The organism is Streptomyces sp. NPDC046925 (assembly GCF_040644915.1).
Taxonomy (GTDB): Bacteria; Actinomycetota; Actinomycetes; order Streptomycetales; family Streptomycetaceae; genus Streptomyces.
On the sequence record NZ_JBEYWZ010000001.1, the window covers coordinates 1,296,965 to 1,321,570 of the forward strand.

The 24,606-nt window shown below is 70.4% G+C and carries 4 protein-coding genes; all 4 read left to right on the forward strand.

The genetic code is table 11. From position 1 onward, the window contains the following. The first annotated feature begins 99 nt into the window (after window positions 1–99). The 4 genes from ABZ906_RS05440 (at window position 100) to ABZ906_RS05455 (ending at window position 24,582) form a co-directional block, all read left to right on the forward strand. The gene (locus ABZ906_RS05440) at window positions 100–3,753 is read left to right on the forward strand and encodes an AAWKG family protein (RefSeq protein WP_361377612.1); all 3,654 of its coding nucleotides are present in this window, start codon (window positions 100–102) and stop codon (window positions 3,751–3,753) included. Window positions 3,754–3,865: 112 nt separating this feature from the next. Continuing rightward, window positions 3,866–4,321 carry a YbaB/EbfC family nucleoid-associated protein gene (locus ABZ906_RS05445; RefSeq protein ID WP_361378105.1) on the forward strand — a complete coding sequence of 152 codons (456 nt, stop codon included), beginning with the start codon at window positions 3,866–3,868 and terminating at the stop codon, window positions 4,319–4,321. 2 nt (window positions 4,322–4,323) lie between these two features. Continuing rightward, window positions 4,324–4,701 (forward strand): hypothetical protein, encoded by a 378-nt coding sequence (locus tag ABZ906_RS05450; protein ID WP_361185907.1) that lies wholly within the window; start codon window positions 4,324–4,326, stop codon window positions 4,699–4,701. 123 nt (window positions 4,702–4,824) lie between these two features. Then, complete coding sequence (locus ABZ906_RS05455; RefSeq protein ID WP_361377615.1) at window positions 4,825–24,582, forward strand: hypothetical protein; 19,758 nt, start codon at window positions 4,825–4,827, stop codon at window positions 24,580–24,582. Window positions 24,583–24,606 lie beyond the last annotated feature (24 nt).

Sequence of the window (24,606 nt, forward strand, 5' to 3'; positions counted from 1 at the left end):
ACGGCCGTCCGGCGCGCCCTGTGAAAGACGCCTGCCGCCCCGCCCGTACGACGACGGGGCGCGCCGGCACGAACGACAACCGACCAGAAAGGGCGCCCGGTGGCCGATCGGTACGATCCCAAGTCCGGTGAGAACCTCGACAAGTTCGACGACGCGAAAGACCCGTCGGGCGACACCTGGGCCACCCTGGTCAAGCACATCACCGGCTATCCGGTGCCGGACCGCGGCACCGTCTTCGACACGCTCCGTTCCGACCACGGCGGCAAGCTCTTCCGGATGGACATCAAGGAGCGCAGCCTCAGCCTCGTCGTCAAGGACTCCGGGTTCCTGACGAACAAGGGCGAGGACTACGACATCTACTTCTTCGACAGCGGCAAGAAGATGTCGATCATGCAGGCCCGGATCGTCTTCGAGGGCCGCGTGAAGGCCGGCGAGGAGATCATCTTCGACGGCCCCGGGTCCGACAACGTCCATGACGCCCAGGTCCGTGAGGGCAATGAATTCACGGACTACAACAAAGACAAGATGAGCACGATCCCCCTCGCCCGGTACATGAACGGGCCGCGCACCGCGCTGCTCGCTCTGCTGGGCGGCGGCACCCAGGACGCCCGCTTCAGCAACCTGAGCGTGGAGGGCGGCGGTGTCGTCGACCTGAACTCCTTCGACACCACAGGGGACTCGTTCGACTTCGCCGCCAAGTTCTTCAGGGATCACGCGACGGTCCTCAAGGACTGGGAGGACCGCTTCGGCCGGGACGACGCGAGCTGGAAGGGCGAGGCGGCGGAGGTCTTCCGCAGTCTGCTGAAGAAGATCCGCGAGAACTACGACAGTTACGTCGAGACCTTCGACTCATCGGCCGGTACGGGCGACGAGACGGGCACCGGCAACACGGTGTACTCGCGAGCCCTGTCGCTGGGCCGCAAGTACCTGGAGGACTCGGCGTCGAAGCTGCTCGACGCGTGGCTCGACTGGGCCAAGTCCTCCTACTACGACCCGCACCAGGTGCTGCGCTACGTCCTTGACGACCTCGCCCAGTGGGCGGACGCGAACAACGTCGCCAAGACGGACATCACGTCGACCACCACCCAATACACCACGACCGTCCGGCACAACCCGCAGGACGGCTTCTCGCAGGTGCATCCGGAGTACGGCGATCTGACCGACATCGCCAACTGGGCGAAGGTCGGCGACAAGGCCGTCAAGATCTGGAGCCAGGGCGTCGACGAGTACCTGGGCAAGCCCGCCGCCCAGGTGCAGTCCGACCTGAACAACCACTTCATCGACCTCGGCAAGGACTTCTCGGAGAACGTCCCCAAGCCGAAGTCCACCAGCACGGCCGCGGAGGAGTACGAGGAGAAGAAGCTCAAGGAGGACCAGGACGAGATCAACAAGCAGAACGAGGAGAACCGCAAGTACCAGGACGAGCTGCGCGAGGAGCAGAACCGGCAGCGGGAGGAGGACAAGAAGTACCAGGAGGAACTGCGCGAGGAGCAGAACCGGCAGCGGGAAGAGGACAAGAAGTACCAGGACGAGCTGCGCGAGGAGCAGAAGAAGGAGCAGGACGAGGCCAAGCGCCTCCAGGAAGACCTGCGCAACGAGCAGAACCAGCAGCGCGACGAGGACCGCAAGTACCAGGACGAACTGCGCGAGGAACAGAAGAAGGAACAGGACGAGGCCAAGCGCGAGGCCGAGGAGCAGGCCAAGGCCATGGAGGAGAGCCTCGGCGGGCTCAACGATCCCAACTCGCCCAACCAGCAGAACCTCGACGGCCTCGACGACCTCCTGAACCAGAACAAGCCGGTCACCGAAAGCCTGGGCGACCTGGGCGGCATCAACGGTGAAGGCCCGCCCGGAACATCGAACGTCCCGCCGTCCGTCAGCGAGAACCTGGGCGACCTCGGCGGTCTGAACGGGCAGGGCGACGGGCCCGGGAACGCCCCGCCCATGGTGCAGAGCCTGGGCAATCTCGGCGGACTCAACAACGGTCTCGGCGGCTCCCTCAAGACCCCGACCGGCGGCAACACCCAGCTCGGCAACGGCAAGCTCAGCACCGACTTCCCGGACGGCAGCAAGACCAGCTTCGATCCGGACAGCGGGACGCTCACCACGACCAATCCGGACGGGTCGACCACCACGCAGAACCTGGGCGACGGCACCAAGGTGACCAACCCCGACGGTTCGGTGACCTCGCTCGGCGACGACGGGAAGCTGACCACCACCTTCCCCGACGGCACCAGCCAGAGCATCGACCCCCAGACCGGGCAGAGCACCACCACCAACCCCGACGGCACCACCACCACGACCGACCTGGGAAGCCTCGACGGCCTCAACGGCGGCGCGGGCGGCGGTGACAGCGTGCTCGACTCCCCGACGGGTGCCGAGACCCAGCTCGACGGCAGCAAGCTCAGCACCGACTTCCCGGACGGCAGCAAGACCAGCTTCGATCCGGACAGCGGGACGCTCACCACGACCAATCCGGACGGGTCGACCACCACGCAGAACCTGGGCGACGGCACCAAGGTGACCAACCCCGACGGTTCGGTGACCTCGCTCGGCGACGACGGGAAGCTGACCACCACCTTCCCCGACGGCACCAGCCAGAGCATCGACCCCCAGACCGGGCAGGCCGTCACCACCGACCCGAACGGCCACACCACCACCCAGAACCTCGGCAACCTCAGCAACCTCAACGGCGGGAACGGTCCGGGAGATCTGGGCGACCTCGGCGACCTGGGTGACCTCAACTCCCGTCCGGACACCCAGTCGATCGGCGACCTGGGCAACCTCGGAGACCTCAACGGCGGCCCGTCCGGCCTGGAGAGCTCGACCGGCGCGCACACCTCGCTCGACCACGGCGACTTCGCCACCACGTTCGCGGACGGCAGCAAGGCCAGCTTCGACCCGGACAGCGGGATGCTCACCTCCACCGACCCGGACGGCAGTACCACGCTGACCGACCTGACCCACGGGGCGAAGGTGACCAACCCGGACGGCTCCGTCACCAGTCTCGACAACGGCATGCTCACCTCCACGAACCCGGACGGCAGCAAGCAGGTCATCGACCCGGACACCGGCATCGCCACCGTCACCGACCCGCAGGGCCACACCAAGACGGTCGACCTGCACGACCTCAACTCCGCGGGCAACAAGAACAGTCTCGACATCCCCGACGGCCTGGGCAGCCCCGGTGGCGGCGGCTCCACCAGCCGGGAGGTGACGTTCCCCGATCTGAACGGCGGCGGCAGCGGCGCGGGCTCCGGCGGTGGCGGCGCGGCCTCCGTCGGTGCAGGCGCAAGCCTCGGCGGCTCCGCGCTGGACGGTCTGGGCGCGGGCGGCGCGGCCCCGCTGTCCGACGGGGCCTCCGCGAACGGCCCGGTCGCTGCCGGCGGCGGGCCCGGCACACCCGGAGCCCCCGGCACGCCCGGCTCGCCCGGCATGCCGATGGGTGGCGGCATGGGCGGCATGGGCGCGGGCGGCGAGAAGGGCAACGGCGAGCGGGTGCGTGCCGTACTGGTCGACGCGGTGGAGGAGAGCGAGCGGCGCAACCGCCGCAGGCGCAGCCCGTGGAACCGCCAGGAGGACAGCGACACCTTCCTGGCGCCGGCCTCCCGCGTGGCGACCACCGGCGGCGACAGCTCCGAGGAAGAGGCGGAGCCGGGCCGCAGGGCCACCTCCTCCGCCGACTACCTGGAGGAGGACGACGACGTATGGGGAACCGAGGAGGGCGGCACCCCGGCGGTCATCGGTCGATGACCGTGCCGGGGACCCGGGCTGTCATCGGGCGACGACGGCATCGCGGACCCCGGCTTTCGCAACACAGCCCTCACCAGGCAAGATCAGATCAGCAGCAAAGGGAGGCGCGGTCCTGATGGAACCATTGGAGAAGCGTCTGGAGAAGGCGATGGCCGAACTCCGGACGGCCCAGGAAGCGGTCGCGCGCACCGAACGCGAGCTGCGGCAGGCGTCGTTCGCCGTGCTCTCCTCCGACCGCGCGGTCCGCGCCACCGTGGGCCCGCAGGGCGAGCTGACCGGGATCGAGTTCCTGGAGAACAAGTACCGCGACATGTCGCCCCAGGAGCTCGCCGCCAGCGTCCTGGAGGCGGCGAGCGCCGCGCGCCTGAAGATGAACCGCCATGTGATGAAGGCGATGGCGCCCTTCACCGAAGCCAGCAGCGAAGTGCCCGAGCTGAAGGGCTTCGAACTGGACTGGGAGAAGATGTTCGGCCCCGAGGTACTGCGCGAGGACGGCGAGGACACGGCACGCGGCGGTCAGCCGACCCCCGCCTGGCGGGACGCGATCGGCGAGGACGGGGAGAACTGACCATGGGTGAGCGGTACTACGTCGACCCGCAGCGCATCGAGGCACTGGCAGGACAGCTGGAGGAGATCGGCACCCTGGCCAGGAGCATGACCGAGGAGTTCCTCGACGAACTGGCCCCCACCGTCAGCTGGCCCGGTACGAGCGGTGAGTTCGCCGAGAAGGCCAAGCCGCAGGAGCAGAAGGAGCGGCAGACCACCAAGGACACCATGCTGTCCATCCGCGACGCACTGACGAGCATCACCGACGCCACCGTCAGCCAGGTCCGCATGGTGAAGGACACCCGCGACCGCAACATCGACGACATCGAGCAGGGCACGAACCGGCTCGAGGCCAACGGCCTCGACGGTGACGCCGGCACGGGCGGGCATGGACGCCGCTGACCACCACTGCACCGCAGGCCGCTCCCGCAGCACGCTGCCGGGAGCGGCCGGTTCGTGGTCTCCGGGCGGACCCCTGGCCTGCGCTGAGGGCGGGCTTCCGGGCAGGCCTCAGGGTGGCCCGCGATGAGCATTCAGGTCTCGCCCGAGGTCAACGCGATGATCTTCATCCTCACCGGGGAGAAGCTCATCGACGCCGACGAGGACCTCGCCTACGACAGCCGGATGCCCTACTCCGGCCTGGGCCGCAAGCTCAACAGGATGTCCTCGCTCATCGACAAGTCGGTGCACGACATCGCCGAGTCCATGCCGGACGACCTGTCGAAGTCGTACGCCAAAGCCATGGGCACCCTCACCGGCGACGGCGGCAAGAACTACCTCCTCGAATTCGCCGACCAGCTCGACAAGATCGCCGAAGGCCGGCGCAAGACCTCCATGGACATCATGGAGTCCAAATGGCAGGTCATCGCCGAGGTCATCCGGCTGCTCATCGAGATCGCCATCTACCTGGCGATGTCCTTCTTCACCGGCGGCGCGTCCGCCAGCCAGATCATGATGGCCAAGCTGCGCAGCCGGTTCATGATCCTCACCACGCTCACCCACCTGCTCCAGCGGCTGCACATCGCGCCCTCGCTGACCGAGGCGTTCGCCGAAGCCTTCACCACCTTCGCGGTGCGCCTCGCCATGATGAACTTCGCCCCGGACGGCCGCCGCCCCGACGGCTTCGACTGGAGCGACATCCTCAAGTCGGCGGCGTTCGGCGCCGCCGCCGGCGGCCTCACCAGCATCTTCAACGGCTTCGCGAAGAACATCGTCAACAGCTACGACAAGAACGTCTTCAAGAACGGCCCGGGCAACGACTTCAAGAACGGCCCGGGCGGCCCGAACACGCCGGGGCCCGGCCCCAAGAACGACATCCCGGACCCGAAGCCGAACCCCAAGCCGACGCCCGAGCCCACCCCCAGCCCTACTCCGAGCCCGACCCCCACCCCCACGCCGAACCCCACCCCCAATCCCAACCCCACTCCCACACCCGGCCCCACCCCGAACAACACCCCGAACCCCACCCCGAACGGGAGCGGGCCGAACCTCACGAACAACCCGCTCTCCTTCTTCAACAACCCCAACCTGTGGCGGAACAACTACCTCCTGAACAACTTCTCCCACCGGCCGGGCGCGCTGGCGGGGCACTACGGGATCAAGGGGACGGCCGACTTCGTCGCGGCCGGTGCGGGCGAGGCGCTGGCGGAGATCCTGATCAAGGGGGCCTTCGACGGCGACTGGTCCACGAGCTGGTCCACCTTCGTCGGTGCGGGCATCAGCAGCCAGGTCGAGTCGACGCTCACCGGCGGCGCGCTGAACACCGGGGCCGAACTGCGCAATGTCATCGACAACTTGCGCAATCAGCCGCCGCCCACCGTGTCGGGCGGCAGCACCGACTCCGACTCCGACTCTGACGGTTCCACGCGCTCCGGTGGCTCGTCCGGCAGTACGGACGGCCCTCCGCGCACCTCGGGCGGTGACGGCCCCTCGCGCACCTCCGGCGGTGGCGTTTCGACGCTCGACTCATCTCCTCCGCCGGTCACGCAACAGAACACCGGCCAGGGTGATTTCACCGGCAGCCAGTCACCCCCGCCCTACTCCATCGACGCCCCGCCGCCGTACAGCCCCCTGCCCTCGCCGTCTCACACGCCGGCCCCGCTGCCCGTGACCGCCGCGGAGAACGAGCTGTGGCAGCAGGTTCACAACGGTCCCCCCGAGGTTCGCGAGCAGGCCCTGAGCGACCTCGCCGACCTGCGTGGATCCCAGCCGCCCGGCAGCACCGAGATCGGCGTGCGCGACAACCTGCACGGCAACCTGTCGCAGGTGCCCGAGGTCCGGGTGGTGCCCGCGGGGAACTCCGCCGACGGCCAGCTGGACGTCGACGAGGTCCGCCGGGCCCTGGACGGCTTCGGCACCCCGGTCACGGTGGATCCCCCGCTCACGACGGCTTCCCCGGACGGTCCTCCCGCGCTCGGGGGAGCTCCGGAGAGTTCGGGGCTGGGCGGCCCGGAGGGCGACGTCCAGAACTCGCCGGACGTGCAGAACTCGCCGGACGTGCAGAACTCGCCGGACGTGCAGAACTCGCCGGATGAGGTGGCCGGGCAGGGCGGTGACCGTGCGGTGTCGGGGCCGGGGCAAGGCGTCGGCGGTCCCGTTGGCCTGAATGCCCCCGGCAACTCCGGCTCGGCCGGGATGGGGACAGGCTCACCAACCGCTACAGGGACAGGGGCCCAGCCGAGCGGTACCCCCGCCGGAGGGGGCACCCAGAACCCCTCTGCCGCTCAGCCGTCGGGTGCCCGTAACCCGGACGGCTCGCAGGCCACGACCGGTGATGGCGCGCAGACCTCTCCGCCGCCGGAAACCGTCACTCCTCCGGAGAGCGATACGTCTCCGGGGGTCGACACGTCGTCGGACGTCACCGCTGCCCCGGATGTCGTCAACTCGGCCAGCAACGAAGGCACTTCGAGCACCGCCGAGAGTGCCCCCACCCCGGACGGGGATCTCGCGACCGCACCGCCGAAGGTGAGCACCACCGGGTCGTACGCCGACACGGGCACCGACACGGGCGATGCAGGCGACGTCAGCGGGCCGAGCAGCGACATGGAGGCCGGGTTCGGCGTCGATCTCGCCGGGGGCCCTTCGCCCGCCAAGTCTCCGCCGTTGACGATCGTCGTATCGGAGGTGCCGCCGCCGGGGGAGGGGGCGCCGGAAGCCACCGAGCTGCTGGACGGAGCCGGGGTCGACCGGGCCGTCGTGCTCGGCCCCCCGGTCGCGCAGGACGGGGCGGGCCGCCCGGTACGTGCCGCCGCCGAGCTGACGCGCGAGGGGCCGGGCGCTCCGGTCAAGGTCCGCCCGCTGGCAGGGCCCCCGACCGCCGTGACGCCGGACGGAACCCCGGTTGCTCCGGACACCGCGTTCCCCGGCGCGGACGTGCTGCTGCCGCTGGCCGACGCCCTCGGTGCGGGGCCCTCCGCGATATCCGACCCCGTCACGCAAGGCACCGTGTCGACGGACGGCGACAAGGCCGTACTCGCCCCGGACGCCCGCCCGAAGACGGTCTCGGGTCCGCCAACCGCGCTGCACGACAGTAAACTTGGCCCGGATTCCGCCAACGCCACCGTCCCCGTCGACCCCGGCGCCGCCAAGCTCGCCACCCTGTCCCGCCCCTGGGTCGAACCGGCCACCGACCTCCACCTTGAGTCGGGCCAAGGCAACGGCGACACAACCAGCGGGCCGGGGCGCGGGCGCGGGCCCGGCGACGGCGGCACCCCGCCGCCACCTCCTCCGCCGCCGTCCACCACCGCACCGGACAACTCTCCGACGGCACCGCCCGTATCGCTCCCGCCCACGGGGCGGATCGTCGTGCGGCCCGCGACCGGCAGCGAGACCTCCGACGACGCCAACACAGCCCCCACGCCCGAGGGCGAGCCGGTCGTCACCACCCTGGACGGGCACACCGTGCCCGTCGCGCAGCTGCGCCGCTGGGTGCCTGACGCAAACATCACGCCCCAACCAGGGCGCGCCGTACAGACGTTGACCATCTCGCAGAGCGCGGCCGAAGACGGTACCGCGCACAGCGCGGGGCGGCGCGAGCTCCTTGGCCAGGACACCTTCCGAGGGGTACGCACCACATCCGTACCCCCGGCTACGGAGACGGCAGCGATTGAGCCCGTCAGCCGTACGGTGTTCACCGGCCCGCCGACCGCACTCCCCGGGTCGGGCACCCGGCGGGGCGCCGACTACTTCGCGGGGCACGGCACCCCCCGTACCGTCACGCTCGGTACCGAAGACGCGCGGCACCCCGCCGTGAAGGTCAGCGGCGTGCAGCTCGGCGAAGTGCTCAAGTCCTGGGCGGCGGACGGCGATCAGGACCGGCCGCTGGTGCTCTTCTCCTGCGAGACCGGACGTCAGCCGGAGATCGCGGGCCTCCCGGTGGCACAGCACGTGGCGAACCGCACAGGGCGGCCGGTGTACGCGCCCACCACCGAGGTGGGCACGGCGCGGGACGGAAACGGTGACGTCCGCGCGGTGCTCACCGAGGGCCCGGACGGGCCGGGACACTGGCGGCTCTTCAGCCCGGAGCCCAGCGGCGCCGACCTGGACGCCCTCGCACGTGTCGCGGGCCTGCACGCGGGCCCCGATCCCGCCGACGCCTTCGCCCGGGCACGTACGCTCCAGCAGATCCGCACGCTGCGGGACGCCTTCGGCCCGGACGCCGAACAGCGGCCGGAGAACGCCGAGTTGCTCGCCGGGCTCGCGTTCGTGGACGGCCTGCGCTGGCAGAGTCCCGAGACCGCGGCGCGCTACGGCGACGGTCGTATGACCCCGGATCTGCTGCGCCGGATGGTCGTCGACCGTGGCGGTGCCACCGGCGATGTCACCCCCGACCCGGAGACCGGTCCCACCACCGAGCAGTACACCGAATTCCTGGGCGCCGCAGCGGAGTTGCGCAACACCGCGGGGCCCGACACCACACTCGACGCCTTGCTGCCCCCGCCGCCGCCCGCACTCCCGCCGACCACCCTGGTCTCGCCGGAGGACGTACGGGGCCTGGCCTACGCGCCGTCCGCACAGATCACCTGGTCGCTCTCCAGCACCCCGCTGCCGCTGTCCGAGCTGGGCCTGAGCTCCGAGGACACCGCCGAACTCGCCCGCCGCAGGCCCGATCTGGCGCCCGCGCCGAGCCGCCCGGAGAGCCTGGCCCAGGACCTGACCCTCCTCAGCAAGACCACACCCGGTACCGCGGACACCGTGCACGCGGACGGCCTTGCCCTGCGGCGGCTGGAAACGCCGGGCGGCGGAAACTGTCTGTTCCGTTCGCTGCTCGACAGCGCGCGCAGCCAGGACATACCCCCTGCCTGGGCCGCGCGGAACGTCCGGGAACTGCGCCGCCTGCTGAGCGAGCGGATCGCCGGGTCCGAACTGGGCGACACCGTGTCCCTGGCGATCCCGGACCCGGTCTTCGCCGTGGTGGACGACCTGCGGATGCGCGCCATCGCCGGGGTACGGGACCCCGCCGAACAGAGCCGCATCACCCGGCTCTGGAACCAGATCGCACAGGATGTCGTCACCAACGGCGACACGGGCGCATGGCAGCGGATCATCCGGGAGAGCAACTACCCGCACCTCGCCGACGTGGCGCCCACCCCCGCCGACGCGAGGCGGCTCGGCGCCAAGGGGCTCGTCGCCTCGGCGGCCGATCTCCCCGCGCTGTGGTCCTCTCCCTTCGCCGACCTGCTCCCGGAAGCCCTGGCGCACACCCTCGACCTCGACCTGCGGCTCGTACAGCCCGACCGGCGGGCACCGGGCACCACCCTCGTCCACAACCTCAACCCCGGCGCCCGCGGCCCCGCCGTACACCTGGCCTACAACGGCACCGACCACTACGACGCGCTGATCCCGGCCTCGGCCCCGCTCACCCCCGTACCGGACCCGGACCCGACCCCGGACCCGACTCCGGACCCCAACCTGAAGACCACCACTCCGGATCCGGTCATCCCCGCCCCGACCACCCCGGATACGTCCACCCCGGACACGACTACGCCGGATACCACCACCCCGGACACGACCACCCCGGATACCACCACCCCGGATACAACCCCTCCGGATCCGACCACCACTCAGACCACGGACGTCTCCGACCCCGCCAAGACCCCCGACCAGGGCGACCCCGTACCGCTGGAGACCCAGCTCGACCGGTACCGGCCGGCCCGGCTGCTGACCGGCCCGGACGCCCGGCCGCCGGGCCCGATGCCGTCCACCGTCACCTTCGAGGACGGCAGCCGCCTGCCCACGGTCCTGATCAGCCCGGACTCCGACCCGGCAGCCGGGACCGCGCGGCAAGGTCCCGCCGGACTGCTCACCGGGCCGGGCACCACCACCCTGCGCTCGCCCGAGCAGGTGGCCGAGGAGATCCTGGGCAAGCTGCCCGCCAAGCTGCGCAGCCAGTTCGACGAGGCGGAACTGCTGCGCCTGCTGACCGAACAGCCCGGCGCCTTCACCGCCCCGCGCGGCGCGCGCTTCGTGGGCCGCGAGAAGTCCGCAGTCGGCCACGAGATGACGGTAGAGGCCATCCCGTACCACCGTTGGGAACGCTTCTCCGACGTGGGCGGCGGCACCGTCCGTCTCGACACCGCGCGGCGCGGCCAGGCCGGTACGGGCGGCGGGCGCAGCGTCGGCTTCGGGCGCCGGATCGCGGGCGGGCTGAGCATGGGCCCGCCGCTCAACTGGCTCCTGAAGCTGGGTGTTTCGCTGGGCTGGACCCGCAGGACCGACTACGCGCAGGGGACCGCGGCGTACAACCAGAGCGAGTGGCGCGCCCACGAGGGCTCGCACCTGCACCTGGACGACGTCCACTACCGGGTACGGGTGCACCGCGTGACCGAGGCGCCGCCGGTGACCACGGGACCGGCCAACCCGGCTCAGTCGCAGCCCAGTTGGCGGCGTAACCAGGTCCACGCAGCGGAGTTCGCGATGCGTGACGGGCTCAGCTGGCGGCTGCCGGACGATCTCACCGTGCCTTACAACGGACCGCGGCGGGCGCCCGAGACGCTCACCTTCCCGGACGGGATCGAGCCGCGGATGACCGACACCACCGGGCTGCACCTGACGGACCCGCCGGAAGACGTGGCGCTCGCCATCTCCGGTGTCCGGCCGGGCAGTTCGGCGCACCGCACGCTCGTCTCGTACGTCCGGCCGGGGCGGCTCCTCGCTCTGTTCGGCCGGTTCTCCGGGCCGGTCACCGGGCCCGAGTTGAGCCGGGGCAGCGGGCAGCATCCCCTCGGGCACCTGATCGTGGAGCGTTCGGTGCCGCACCGGGCCACCCTGGTCACCGAGTCGGTCAAGGCGGAGTTGCGCGAGCTGACCCAGACCACGTACCAGAACGAGCGCGGTCACGTCCGTGACACCCGCCTTGGCGTCCAGGTGACCTCGGGGCCGAACTACACCCTGATCGGCCCGGACACCGATGTACGTCTCCAGGGCGGCCCGCTCGTCCGCGCGGACCTCACCACAGGGCGCGGCCACTATCTCGGCGCCGACGCGGCCCGCAAGACCACCGGGCGCCTGCGCAACACCCCCGTCGCGCTCTACCGGGTGGAGCGCACCCTGATGGTGCGCAAGCCCGGTGAGCTGCCGTCGGCCGCCCGCCCGGTCCGGGTGGTCAGCCTGGACTGGATCTCCACCCAGGACGCGCGGCGCCTCGCGGGCTGGGACGGCCGCACGCCCGGCCAGACCGGACCCGACCCGGACGCCGAGCCGCCGGTGCCGTGGTACCTCTCCCGGGAGGACCCGGTGCACCTGAGCGGCCAGGTCCGCGCCGAGGGCTTCCGGCCCGTACGCCCGCAGACCCAGCCGCAGCCTCCGGTGCAGTCGGATCCGCAGCCGCAGACCGAGTCCCAACCCCCACAGACGGAGTCCCGGCCCGCACAGACCGAGTCCCAGCCCCCGCAGACCGAGTCCCAGCCCCAGCAGACCGGGCAACCCGCTCCCCAAGACCCCATGCGGGCCTTCGCGGACTCCGTCCTGGACACCTTGCACCGCGCGCATCCGTCGCTGTTCGTCCCGCCGATGATGCTGCGGCACCCGCGTCTCGCCAAGTTCTGGTACGGCGACGGGCGCATGCGGACCGCGCTGCACAACGACCGGCAGGTGCGCGAGGCGCTGAACCGGCCCACGCTGGCGCAGAGCCTGGACGACCTGACCACCACCGGAGTGCCGGTCACCCTCACCGAGGACGGCAAGGTGCGCCGCGGCCACCACACGCTCATCCTGCGGGCACGCCTCACCGACCGGCAGTTCGAGACCACGATGAGCGAACGCGCCCTGCGCAACGCGGTGATCGGCACCGAGATCTCGGGGCAGGGGCAGCAGGCGTCCACCACCCTCTCCGGCGGTGTCGAGCTGGGCGTCTCGCCGCGCGACCACGACAAGGTGCCCGAGGTCGGCCTTCCGCGCCAGGCGGGCAGCGTGTCGGTCGGCGTCCGGCACGCCAGGACCGACCAGAAGGCGACCCGGAACACGGTCGCGGTCACCCACGACCACCTGATGTTCCAGACCGGCGCCGACCTCTACAGCTACCGGGTGGAGCTCGATGCCTCCTTCGAGGGCCACCGCCGCCCGCGCGGCTGGGCCAGGCTCGCCTCGGTCGGCCTCCTCGGTGCGGGTGTCTTCGTCAGCAAGGTCGAGGAGCAGCCGCTGTTCGGCCGTGGCGGCGAGACCGTCGGCCGGGTGGAGCTCGCCGTGCCGTCCGCGCACGGCTCCGACCGCCACGCGCCCGCCGTCCCGCCGCCGGGCAGTACGACGCCGACGACCGCAGCCCCCGTACCGCGGCATCTCTCGTCCGTCGAAGCGGACCAACTCCTCGACGGCGTAACCCCGTTGGCCAGGACGACCCAAGCCGACCGGCAGCTCACCGGCAAGCTCCTGAGCGTCCCGCACGTGGTGCTCAGCACCGAGGGCGGCCCGCAGCGCCAGCAGCTCATGCAGGACACCGCCGACCGCGCGACGGGCACCTCCTGGCACGTCAGCGCGCCCGGCGCCCCGGTGCGCACCGCGCTGCGCCGGGCCATGGCGAACCTGAGTGTGGCCGGACAACTGGGCCAGTATCTGGGCCCGTTCGGATCCCGCGTCACCGGACTCAACGGCGCCGGACCCTTCCGTACCCACTACCTCAAGGCGGCGGTCCGCGGCGAACTGGGGAATTTCCGGGTCAAGAGCGACCCGAAGCCCGCCAGCCTCGAGTCCACCGTGGGCAACGAGCACCGCGTCCTCGGCAGCGCGAGCACCGTCACCCACACCACCCTCGGCCTCCAGGGCACCGAGATGCCGCTGAAGCAGGCGCCGGGCCAACAAGCGGTGGTCGGCTCCTACTCGACGGCCCTGCAGTACGCGTGGGGCAAGGGGCGCGGCATCTCGCAGACCCTCACCCGCGGCCGCAACACCACCCTCTCCTTCGCCGGGCGGATGTACCTGGTGGTCGCCGACACCACCGAGACCATCGCGGTACGGGACCGCTGGACCGCCGCGATGGGCGCGGTGGGCACCCGCGCCGGGGCCCGCATCAGCTCCGCGGCCGGGCGGCTCTCCGAGCGCCTGGGCGACAGCCTCGCCCCGCGCCGGGCCGCCGCAGCGTTGCAGCGCATCCGCGACGCGGTGATGTTCCACCTGCCGATGCAGGACGTCATCGAGGCAGGCCTCGCCCCGGACGGCCTCGGCACCTCCACCCCGCACAACCTCGGCGGCGGCTACCGCGTGCCCCCCTACCTGCGCGGCCGGCGCTTCCCCACCCACCCCACCGGGCAGCTCGACGCGAGCGGCGCGGCACAGCAGTTGACGGCACAGCTCGCGAAGATCGGGGTGCCCTCGCACGACCGGGAGCAGGCCCTGCAGCGGCTCTCCCCGGACTTCCTCCAATCGCATCTGCACGAGCTGACGACCGGCGGCATGACCCTGCCGGTGCGCTACCGCACCTGGTCGAGCCCGTTCCACCTGCCGGTCGGCGGCAGCCCCGGCCGGCTCCGGTTCGAGCTGACGCCGGTCACCACCACCGTGGACAGGCTGCGTACCGGCTTCGAGCTGGAGGACTACCGCACCACCGCCCGCGACGACGCCGACGGCACCTCCCAGGACCGCGGCGCCGACGTGACGCTCAGCGGGGGCGAGCGCGCCGCGGACAGCGGCATCCTCGTCGCCAATCCGTCGCTCCAGGGCACCGCGGCCAAGCAGCGCGCGAGCACCCGTACCCAGACCTCCGGCACCACCTCGATGCCGAACATCGCCACCACCCAGGCGCACGCCGAGGTCGTCACCAGCTACACCCTGACCGTCACCATGACGGACGCGACCGGCGATCAGCTCGCCCCCCGCGTCGACGCCACCCCCGTCGGCAGCCTCAACGAGATCCTGCCCGCGAGCCTGCTCACCCCGGACGGCGAAGGCGCCGACGGCGCGCTGACCGAGCAGGACGTGCCGGAGCCCGAGCGCGCGGTGCGGATGCTGACCGCCGAGCAGGCCCGCCCGGAGAACATCTCCGCCTGGCGCGACACCTCCACCGACGGCACCGCATCCGACGTACTGCCCTTCGACGACCAGATCGGCTCCGGCATCCTCGCCGTGGACATCCGCGGCGCGGGCAACGTACGGGACGCCCTGACCCTCGCCACCGCGCGCGCCGACGGCCTCGGCGACACCGACCTCGGCAAGCGGCACACCGGCAAGGTCCTCGACGGCCGTCTGCGCACCGCACGCCTCACGCCGCTGACCGGCATCGGTACCGCGCCCGCCCAGGCCCAGGAGGAGGCCACCACCCAAGTGGGCCTGACCGCGGGCTTCCGCGAGGCGCTCGGCGCGAACGGCGCATCCCTGCCCACGCAGGCTTCGTCGCACCTCTTCGGTCAGTCCCACACCGCCGACTCCCGCCTCTACGCGAAGATGCACCGGAGCGGCGCGCGGCTGCTCGCCGTGGAGAACAAGCCCCGCATGGAAGCCATGCAGCGGGCGAAGACCTCCGACGCGTCGGAGGCGGGCATCACCGACAACGTCGAGGGCGCCGTGGGCACCGCACCCCTCGCGGGCACCAGCAACGCCGGCGTGACCAACCCGGGCGCCACGGTCCCGATCGGCGGCTCGAACGACGGCACCACGCTCAAGGGCGCCGCGGACACCACCCTGGGCACCCACCTCAAGGTCGTCACCGACCGCAGCATGCTCTTCGCGGTGCCGGTGAGCTGGCTCTCGGTCGCCGAGGTGGACCACCGGTTCACCGACAGCCGCCCGCTGCACGCGCTCGGCAAGGCCAAGCGCGGCCCGCGCGCCGTCGAGGCCGAGACCACCGCGCTCGTCTGGCTGCGCGAGGACCTCGCCCGCGACTACGGCCTCCTGGACGACACCACGTTCACCCCCGAGGCCCGCACGGCCTGGGACGACCAGGCCAAGGCCGCAGCCGACCTCGCCGCGGCCGAGAAGGGCTACTACGATGCCCGCGCGCGGGCCCGTGAGACATGGCTCGACCTGAGCGCGGCGGAGCAGACCGCACTCGGCGACGACAACTCCGGCCCGCCGACAGACCTCCCGCAGGACGTGATCTGGTCACCGGCCGTCGTCGCCTGGCAGAACGCCCGCCAAGACGTCCACCGCTGGGAGCAGCACACCACTGCCGCCGCCGCGGACCACCACCGGCTGCACCTCGCCGCCTCCCGTCTCACCGCCCACCACCAGGGCCCGGCCACCGGCCCGGCATCCGGCCCGTCGCCTGACCAGCCGCAGAAGTACACCAAGCCCGCCTGGCAGTCCGAGGCACCCGAGCCGTACGTCATCACCGACGGCGTCAGCACCGAAGGCGCCGGCCCCGGCCCGCGCACCCTCACCTCGCCGGACGGCGCCACGGTGCGCGAGGTGCACGCCATGCCGCACGACGGCGCCTCGTTCTTCCACGCGCTCCTGTCCGCCGCCGACAACCGCGGCCGCCTGCCCCACCTGCTCGGCACCGACCTCGCCGACCGGTTCACGAACGCCCCCGGCGACCCGGCCATCACCGCCGAAGCGATCGGCGCCGCCCGTGACCGCCTCGCCTGGGCCCTTGGCGACGACAGCAACGAAGACCTGCTCGACGCCCTCGCCCTGGACGCCGCGGACACCTTCACACAGGACGAACTGAACGCCGCCGGTGTGAAGTTCACCCCCGCCCAGCAGGCCGAGTTCGACGCCTTCGGCCGGCTCCCGCAGACCTACTGGCCGACTCCCGGCCAGCGGGCGGCGCTCGCCGTCGCGGCCCTGTCACGCCCGTTCGCCGTCGAGCCGCCCGCGAACGGCACACCCTCCGCGAACGGCACACCCCCCGAGCGCCGCGCGGGTGACCACGGGGGAGCCGACCTGCTGCCCGCCCTCGCCGCCCGCGTCCTGGGCACACCGCTCACCGTGGTGACCGGCGAAGGCCGCGACCAGCTCTTCCTGCCGCACGGCACCGACCCGGCCGCCGTCGACCCCGCCGCCGACCCGGTTCTCTTCGCCACGGACGGCTTCTTCTCCGCCGCACTCCCGACCGGCACTCCGGCCCCGGTCACCACCGCGCTGCCGGGTGCGACGACCACGGCCGGCTCCCGTACGGATACGGGGAACTCCGCGAAGCCGCCCGCGCACCGCAGCCACACCACTGCGCCCTGGCTGCCGCCCGCCGACAGCAGCGGCCCGCGCTACCGCCTCGCTCGCGACGGCGTCCTCACCGCACCCGACGGCGCCACCTACACCCAGGGCACCCCCACCGGCCGCGGCAACGGCTTCTTCGGCGCACTGTCCACCACATTGAGCCAGGCCGCGGAGCAGCCGGGCCTTGCCCCCAAGGAAGCGGCGCGACTGCGCACCCGCGCCGGGGCGACGCCCGCCCAACTGATGCGCCTCAACGGCCTGCCCGGCAGCCGGGCGGAGCACGACTCGCTCTTCACGCCCCCACCCCTGCGGGTCCGCCCCGGCGCGCCGACACCGAGCCAGGACGCCCGCGACGGCCACCTGCGCCGCCACCTCGCCGAAGCCCCGTGGGGCCCCGGCGCGGACCGTGCGGTGGCGGAGTGGGCCGCCACCGCGACCGGCACCACCGTCACCCTGATCGAGGAGAACGGAACCGCCCACACCTACGCGGGCCCGGGCGGCGACAGCGGCCCGCACATCCGGCTCCGCCGCCGGGGCGGAGACTTCGTACCCCTGACCCTCCACACCCCGGCACCCGCCCCGGTCTCGCAGGACCCGGCGGCCATTCCGCTGCCCCCGTCACCGAAGGGCAGCGACCTCCCCGCCATCCTGGAGGAGGAGGCGTACGAACTGAGTACGCTGTCCGGCAACGACACGAACACGGACGTCCCCACAACCTCATCGGACATGGCGGCACCCGCCGCGCCGGAACCGACCCTGCGTTCCTTCAAGCTGGGCAATTACGAGTTCACCAACCTCAATCAGACGGACAAGTACGTCGAGAAGGCGATGCGGATCGTCGAGTTGCTGGACGAGCACGGCACGATCAAGGACTTCGTCGGCGGCCGTCCGGTCCGGATCACGCTGCATGTGCGGACGACGGAGACCCCGGCCGATGTGCATGACCGGGGTGATGCGGGTGTTGAGATCAACCTGGCCAGCTATTACTTCGAGAAGTACGACATCGGTTACGTGATGGGCATGCTGGCCCATGAGATCGGGCTGCACCCGTTGGCCTCGGCGAATACGAAGATTCCCGAGGAGGAGGACTTGTATGCGGGGATGCCGTTGCGGGTGCCGGGGCTTGAGTCGCTGAGGACGCCGCGTTTCATGAACACGCTGGATGCGGGGCAGCCCGATCACGTGATGGCGGCGTTCCCGCAGACCATCCGGCATGGCATCTACCGGGACATTGTCGTGGAGATGGCTCAGGTGTTGGCCCAGCATGCGCGGGTGGGGGTCGCTGGAGCCAAGACGAAGGACGTCACCGACCTGATCGACACCTATCTGATGGACCTGGCGTCGATCGCGGTGACCAATGACCACCGGGCGAGGGGGGTCACGGATCCGGGCTATACGGCCAGGTCCTACAACGCCTACAAGGCCCAGCTGGCCGAGCACCTGGGGCCGGACAGCCCCCTGCATGCCTTGCTGCCTGCGGACAAGGGCAGGTTCGGTGTGCTGGGTGACTTCGCCGCCCTTGCCACCAGCGTCGGGACCAACAACCGTGGCGACAGCATCCAACAGCCCGTCGTTCCGGACCAGACCGGGGAGCAGACCAGCGGCAACACCGGTGAGGCACGCCCCAGACTGCCGCAGACCGGCGCCGACACCGCGCCCCGGGCCGTGCCGCCCACAAGCTCATCGCCGCGCGGCCCGCGCGACAGCCGTCCCCGGTTCGTGGTGCGCTCCGGATTCGACGCCAGGCGGTTCTCGTACCAGGGGCAGCCGGTCACCGACCTCACCGTCCGTGTCGCACTGCGCGGTACCGACGACCAGACCGACCACGTGTTCAACCAGCTCAGCGCGGGTGTCGAGGAGTTCCTGAACGGCCCGGAATACCGCCTGTTCAACGGCGACCGTCTGCACGTGACCGTCGAGTACGTCGACCCCGCCGATGCCCCGCACCTCACGGTGGACCTGGCGGGTCGGGACCGGGGGATGGATCAGACCACGTGGTGGGCCGATGCCGCACCGGTGCAGTTGGTGCACGAACTCACGCACCAGCTCGGTCTGCGTGACGAATACCGGGACACCGACTCCCCGCAGCGCCCCCACATTCTGGGCAGCCTCCTCGGCGACCTGAACGTAGCCCCAGAAGATGCCTCGCTGACGCCCGCCGGGCTGCGTGACCGGCACATGGCTCTGCTCGGGGCGCTCATCGGCGACGTGACTCCGGCGCCGCAGCAGAACACCGATCAGAGCTGGGCGGAAGCCCGGAGCTCCGCGGTCGAGGAACTGCGCGAGTCCATCTGGGTCGATCCGGTCTCCCTGCCCCGGCCTACCAACGGCACGGAGACCACCGAGGTCCCGGCGCACGCCCCGCAGGGCTCGGACACGGCGGCGCCCGCAGCGCCGGAGCCGAGCCTCCGGACATTCAAGCTGGGCAACTTCGAGTTCACCAACCTCAATCAGACGGACAAGTACGTCGAGAAGGCAGTCCGGATCATCGAGCTGCTGGACGAGCACAGCACGATCAAGAGCTACGTCGGTGACCGTCCCGTGCGAATCACCCTGCGCCTGCGCACGACCGAAGCCCCGGCCGACGTACGTGACTTGGGCGACGACGGCGTCGAGATCAACCTGGCCAGCTACTACTTCGAGAAGTACGACATCGGCTATGTGATGGGCATGCTGGCCCACGAGATCGGCCTGCACCCCCTGGCCTCGCGGAATACGAAGATTCCGGAGGAGGAGGACTTGTATGCGGGGATGCCGTTGCGGGTGCCGGGCCTTGAGTCGCTGAGGACGCCGCGTTTCATGAACACGCTGGATGCGGGTCAGGCGGACCATGTGATGGCGGCGTTCCCGCAGACCATCCGGCATGGCATCTATCGCGACATCGTCGTGGAGATGGCTCAGGTGTTGGCCCAGCATGCGCGGGTGGGGGTCGCGGGTGCCAAGACCAAGGACGTCACCGACCTGATCGACACCTACCTGATGGACCTGGCGTCCATTGCGGTGACCAATGACCACCGGGCGCGGGCGATCAAGGACCCGAGCTACACGGCCAGGGCGTACAACGCCTACAAGGCGCAGCTGGCCGAGCACCTTGCCGAGGACAGCCCCGTACGACCCCTGTTGCCCGCCGACAAGGGCGCGGTGGGTGTGCTCGGTGACTTCGCCGGCCTGACCGCCAGCGTCGCGGCCAACAATCGCGGCGACAGCATCCAGAAGCCCGCCGCCACCGAGCAGACTGCCGCCCCCGATCAGACCGTCGCCCCCGATCAGACCGGCACCGGCGACAGCACTGGCGAAGCCCGCCCCCGACTGCCCCAGAGCAACGACACCGAGAACACGGCGACCCCCGCCGTCCCGGCGGTCCCGGCCACCTTCAAGTTGGGCAATTACGAGTTCACCAACCTCAACCAGACGGACAAGTACGTCGAGAAGGCAGTCCGGATCATCGAGCTGCTGGACGAGCACAGCACGATCAAGGACTTCGTCGGCGACCGTCCGGTCCGGATCACGCTTCACGTGCGGACGACGGAGACCCCGGCTGACGTGCATGACCGGGGTGACGCGGGTGTCGAGATCAACCTCGCGAGTTACTACTTCGAGAAGTACGACATCGGCTATGTGATGGGCATGCTGGCCCACGAGATCGGCCTGCACCCGCTGGCCTCGGCGAATACGAAGATTCCCGAGGAAGAGGAGCTGTATGCGGGCATGCCCTTGCTGGTACCTGGCCTGGAAACTCTGAAGACACCGCGTTTCATGAACACCGAAGGGGCGGGCCAGGCCGACCACGTCATGGCGGCCTTCCCGCACACCATCCGGCACGGCATCTACCGAGACATCGTGCTGGAAATGGCCCGGGTGCTTGCTCAACACGCGCGTGTGGGAGTGGCGGGTGCCAAGGCGAAGGACGTCACCGACCTGATCGACACTTACCTGATGGACCTGGCGTCGATCGCGGTGACCAACGACCACCGGGCGCGGGCGATCACGGATCCCAGCTACACGGCGAGGTCGTATAACGCCTACAAGGCTCAGTTGGCCGAGCAGCTGGCCGAGGACAGCCCCGTTCGTGCGCTGCTGCCCGCCGACAAGGGTCGGTTCGGTGTCCTGGGTGACTTCGCGGCCCTCGCCACCAGCGTCGGGACCAACAACCGCGGCGACAGCATCCAACAACCGGCAGCCCCCGACCAGACCGACACCATCACCGGCGGCGACACCAGCACCGCCACCGGCACCAGCACCGACACCGTTGGCAACCCCGGCGAGGCACGCCCGAGGCTGCCTCAGGCCAATACCGACAGCACGGCGCCCGCCGACACCCCCGCCCCGGCCACCTTCAAGCTGGGGAACTTCGAATTCACCAACCTGAATCAGACGGACCGGTACATCGACAAGGCGGTCCGCATCATCGAGTTGCTCGACGAGCACAACACCATCAAGAGCTACGTCGGCGGCCGCCCCGTCCGGATCACCCTGCACCTGCGCACGACCGAGACCCCGGCCGACGTACGCGACCTGGGTGATGAGGGCGTGCAGATCAACCTGGCCAGCTACTACTTCGAGAAGTACGACACCGGTTACGTGATGGGCATGCTGGCCCACGAGATCGGCCTGCACCCGCTGGCGTCCCGCAACACGGACATCCCCGAGCAGGAGCAGGCTTACCAAGGCATGCCGCTGCCGGTGCCGGGGCTGACCGATCTGGCGACGCCGCGCACCATGAACACCGAGGAAGCGGGTCAGGCCGACCACATCATGGCCGCCTACCCCCGCACCATCCGCCACGGCATCTACCGCGACATCGTCATAGAGATGGCCACGGTGCTCGCACGGCGCGCGCGGGTCGGCGTGGCGGGAGCCAAGTCCCGGGACGTCACCGACCTCTTCGACACCTACCTGATGGATCTCGCCTCCATCGCGGTCACCAGCGACTACCGGGTCAATGCCGTCAAGGAGCCCAACTACACGGCGCGGGTCTACAACGCTTACAAGGAGATGCTCCACGCCCAGTTGGCGGAGAACCCCGCGCTTCGAGACCTTCTGCCGTCGAACAAGACCCTGTTCGGCGTCGCGCGTTCCTTCACCCAACTCGCCACCAGTATCGGGACCAACAACCGAGGCGACAGCATCCAACCGCCCGCCGCCCCGGAAACAGGCGCCAACACCGGCGAGGCCCGACCCCGGCTCCCGCAGCCCGCGTCACCGTCCGCCACCCCGCAGACCCGCGGCCCGCGTGACAACCGCCCCCGGTTCGTGGTGCGTTCCGGATTCGACGCGCGACGGTTCTCGTACCAGGGTGAGCCGGTCACCGACCTCACCGTCCGTGTCGCCCTGCGCGGCAAGAGCGACCAGGCCTCGCACGTGTTCGACCAACTCAGTGCAGGGGTGGAGGAGTTCCTGAACGGCCCGCAGTACCGCCTGTTCAACGGCGACCGTCTGCACGTGACCGTCGAGTACGTCGACCCCGCCGATGCCCCGCACCTCACGGTGGACCTGGCGGGTCGGGACCGGGGGATGGATCAGACCACGTGGTGGGCCGATGCCGCACCGGTGCAGTTGGTGCACGAACTCACGCACCAGCTCGGCCTGCGTGACGAGTACCGGGACACCGACTCCCCGCAGCGCCCCCACATCCTCGGCAGCCTCCTCGGCGACCTCAACGAGGCTCCCGAGGACCCGTCCCTCGCCCCCTCCGGCCTGCGCGACCGGCACCTGGCCCTGCTCGGAGCGCTCATCGGAGACGTAACCCCGGCGCCTCGGAACGACAACGACAGTGACCAAGCCGACCAGAGCTGGGCGGAAGCCCGGAGCTCCGCCGTCGAGGAACTGCGCGAATCCATCTGGGTCGATCCGGTCTCCCTGCCCCGGCCTACCAACGGCACGGAGACCACCGAGGTCCCGGCCCACGCCCCACAGGACTCGGACACGGCGGCACCCGCCGCGCCGGAACCGAGCCTCCGGTCCTTCAAGCTGGGCAATTACGAGTTCACCAACCTCAATCAGACGGACAAGTACGTCGAGAAGGCGATGCGAATAGTCGAGCTGCTGGACGAGCACAGCACGATCAAGGACTTCGTCGGCGGCCGGCCCGTCCGGATCACGCTGCGGCTGCGCACGACGGAGGCGCCGGCTGATGTGCACGACCGGGGCGACGAGGGCGTCGAGATCAACCTGGCGAGTTATTACTTCGAGAAGTACGACATCGGCTATGTGATGGGCATGCTGGCCCATGAGATCGGGCTGCACCCGTTGGCCTCGGCGAACACCAAGATTCCCGAGGAGGAGGACTTGTATGCGGGGATGCCGTTGCGGGTGCCGGGGCTTGAGTCGCTGAGGACGCCGCGATTCATGAACACGCTGGATGCGGGGCAGCCCGATCACGTGATGGCGGCCTTCCCGCAGACCATCCGGCATGGCATCTACCGTGACATCGTCGTGGAGATGGCCCAGGTGCTTGCCCAGCATGCGCGAGTGGGGGTCGCGGGTGCCAAGGCGAAGGACGTCACCGACCTCATCGATACCTACCTGATGGACCTGGCGTCGATCGCGGTGACCAATGACCATCGGGCGCGGGCAATCAAGGACCCGAGCTACACGGCCAGGGCGTATAACGCCTACAAGGCTCAACTGGCCGAGCACCTTGCCGAGGACAGCCCCGTACGACCCCTGCTGCCCGCCGACAAGGGCGCGGCGGGCGTGCTGGGCGACTTCGCGGGCCTGACCGCCAGCGTCGGGGTCAACAATCGCGGCGACAGCATCCAGAAGCCCGTAGCCCCGGACCAAACCCGGGACAACACCGGCGAAGCCCGCCCCCGACTGCCCCAGAGCGATGACACCGAGAACACGGCGCCCCCTGCCGCCCCAGCCGCCCCGGCCACCTTCAAGTTGGGTAACTACGAGTTCACCAACCTGAATCAGACGGACAAGTACGTCGAGAAGGCGATGCGTATCGTCGAGTTGCTGGACGAGCACGCCACCATCAAGGAGTTTGTCGGCGGCCGGCCCGTCCGGATCACCCTGCATGTGCGGACGACGGAGACCCCGGCCGACGTGCATGACCGGGGTGACCAAGGCGTCGAGATCAATCTGGCCAGCTACTACTTCGAGAAGTACGACATCGGTTACGTGATGGGCATGCTGGCCCACGAGATCGGGCTGCACCCGCTGGCCTCCGCGAACACCAAGATCCCCGAGGAAGAGGAGCTGTACGCGGGGATGCCGCTCATGGTGCCGGGGCTTGAGACGCTGAAGACGCCGCGGTTCATGAATACCTTGGATGCGGGCCAGGCCGACCACGTCATGGCGGCGTTCCCGCACACCATCCGGCACGGCATCTACCGAGACATCGTGCTGGAGATGGCCCGGGTGCTTGCTCAGCACGCGCGGGTGGGAGTGGCGGGTGCCAAGGCCAAGGACGTCACCGACCTGATCGACACCTATCTGATGGACCTGGCGTCCATCGCGGTGACCAATGACCACCGGGCGAAGGCGGTCACCGACCCCAGCTATACGGCCAGGGCCTACAACGCCTACAAGGCGCAGTTGGCCGAGCAGCTTGCCGAGGACAGCCCCGTACGGCCCCTGCTGCCCGCCGACAAGGGTCGGTTCGGTGTCCTGGGTGACTTCGCCGCCCTCGCCACCAGCGTCGGAACCAACAACCGCGGCGACAGCATCCGACAGCCCACCGTCCCGGACTGATCCCACGGCGAGGCGATTTCAGCA

Coding starts and splice junctions, on each gene's coding strand:
- ABZ906_RS05455 (WP_361377615.1), top strand. CDS start 4,825: ATGAGCATTCAGGTCTCGCCCGAGGTCAACGCGATGATCTTCATCCTC.
- ABZ906_RS05450 (WP_361185907.1), top strand. CDS start 4,324: ATGGGTGAGCGGTACTACGTCGACCCGCAGCGCATCGAGGCACTGGCA.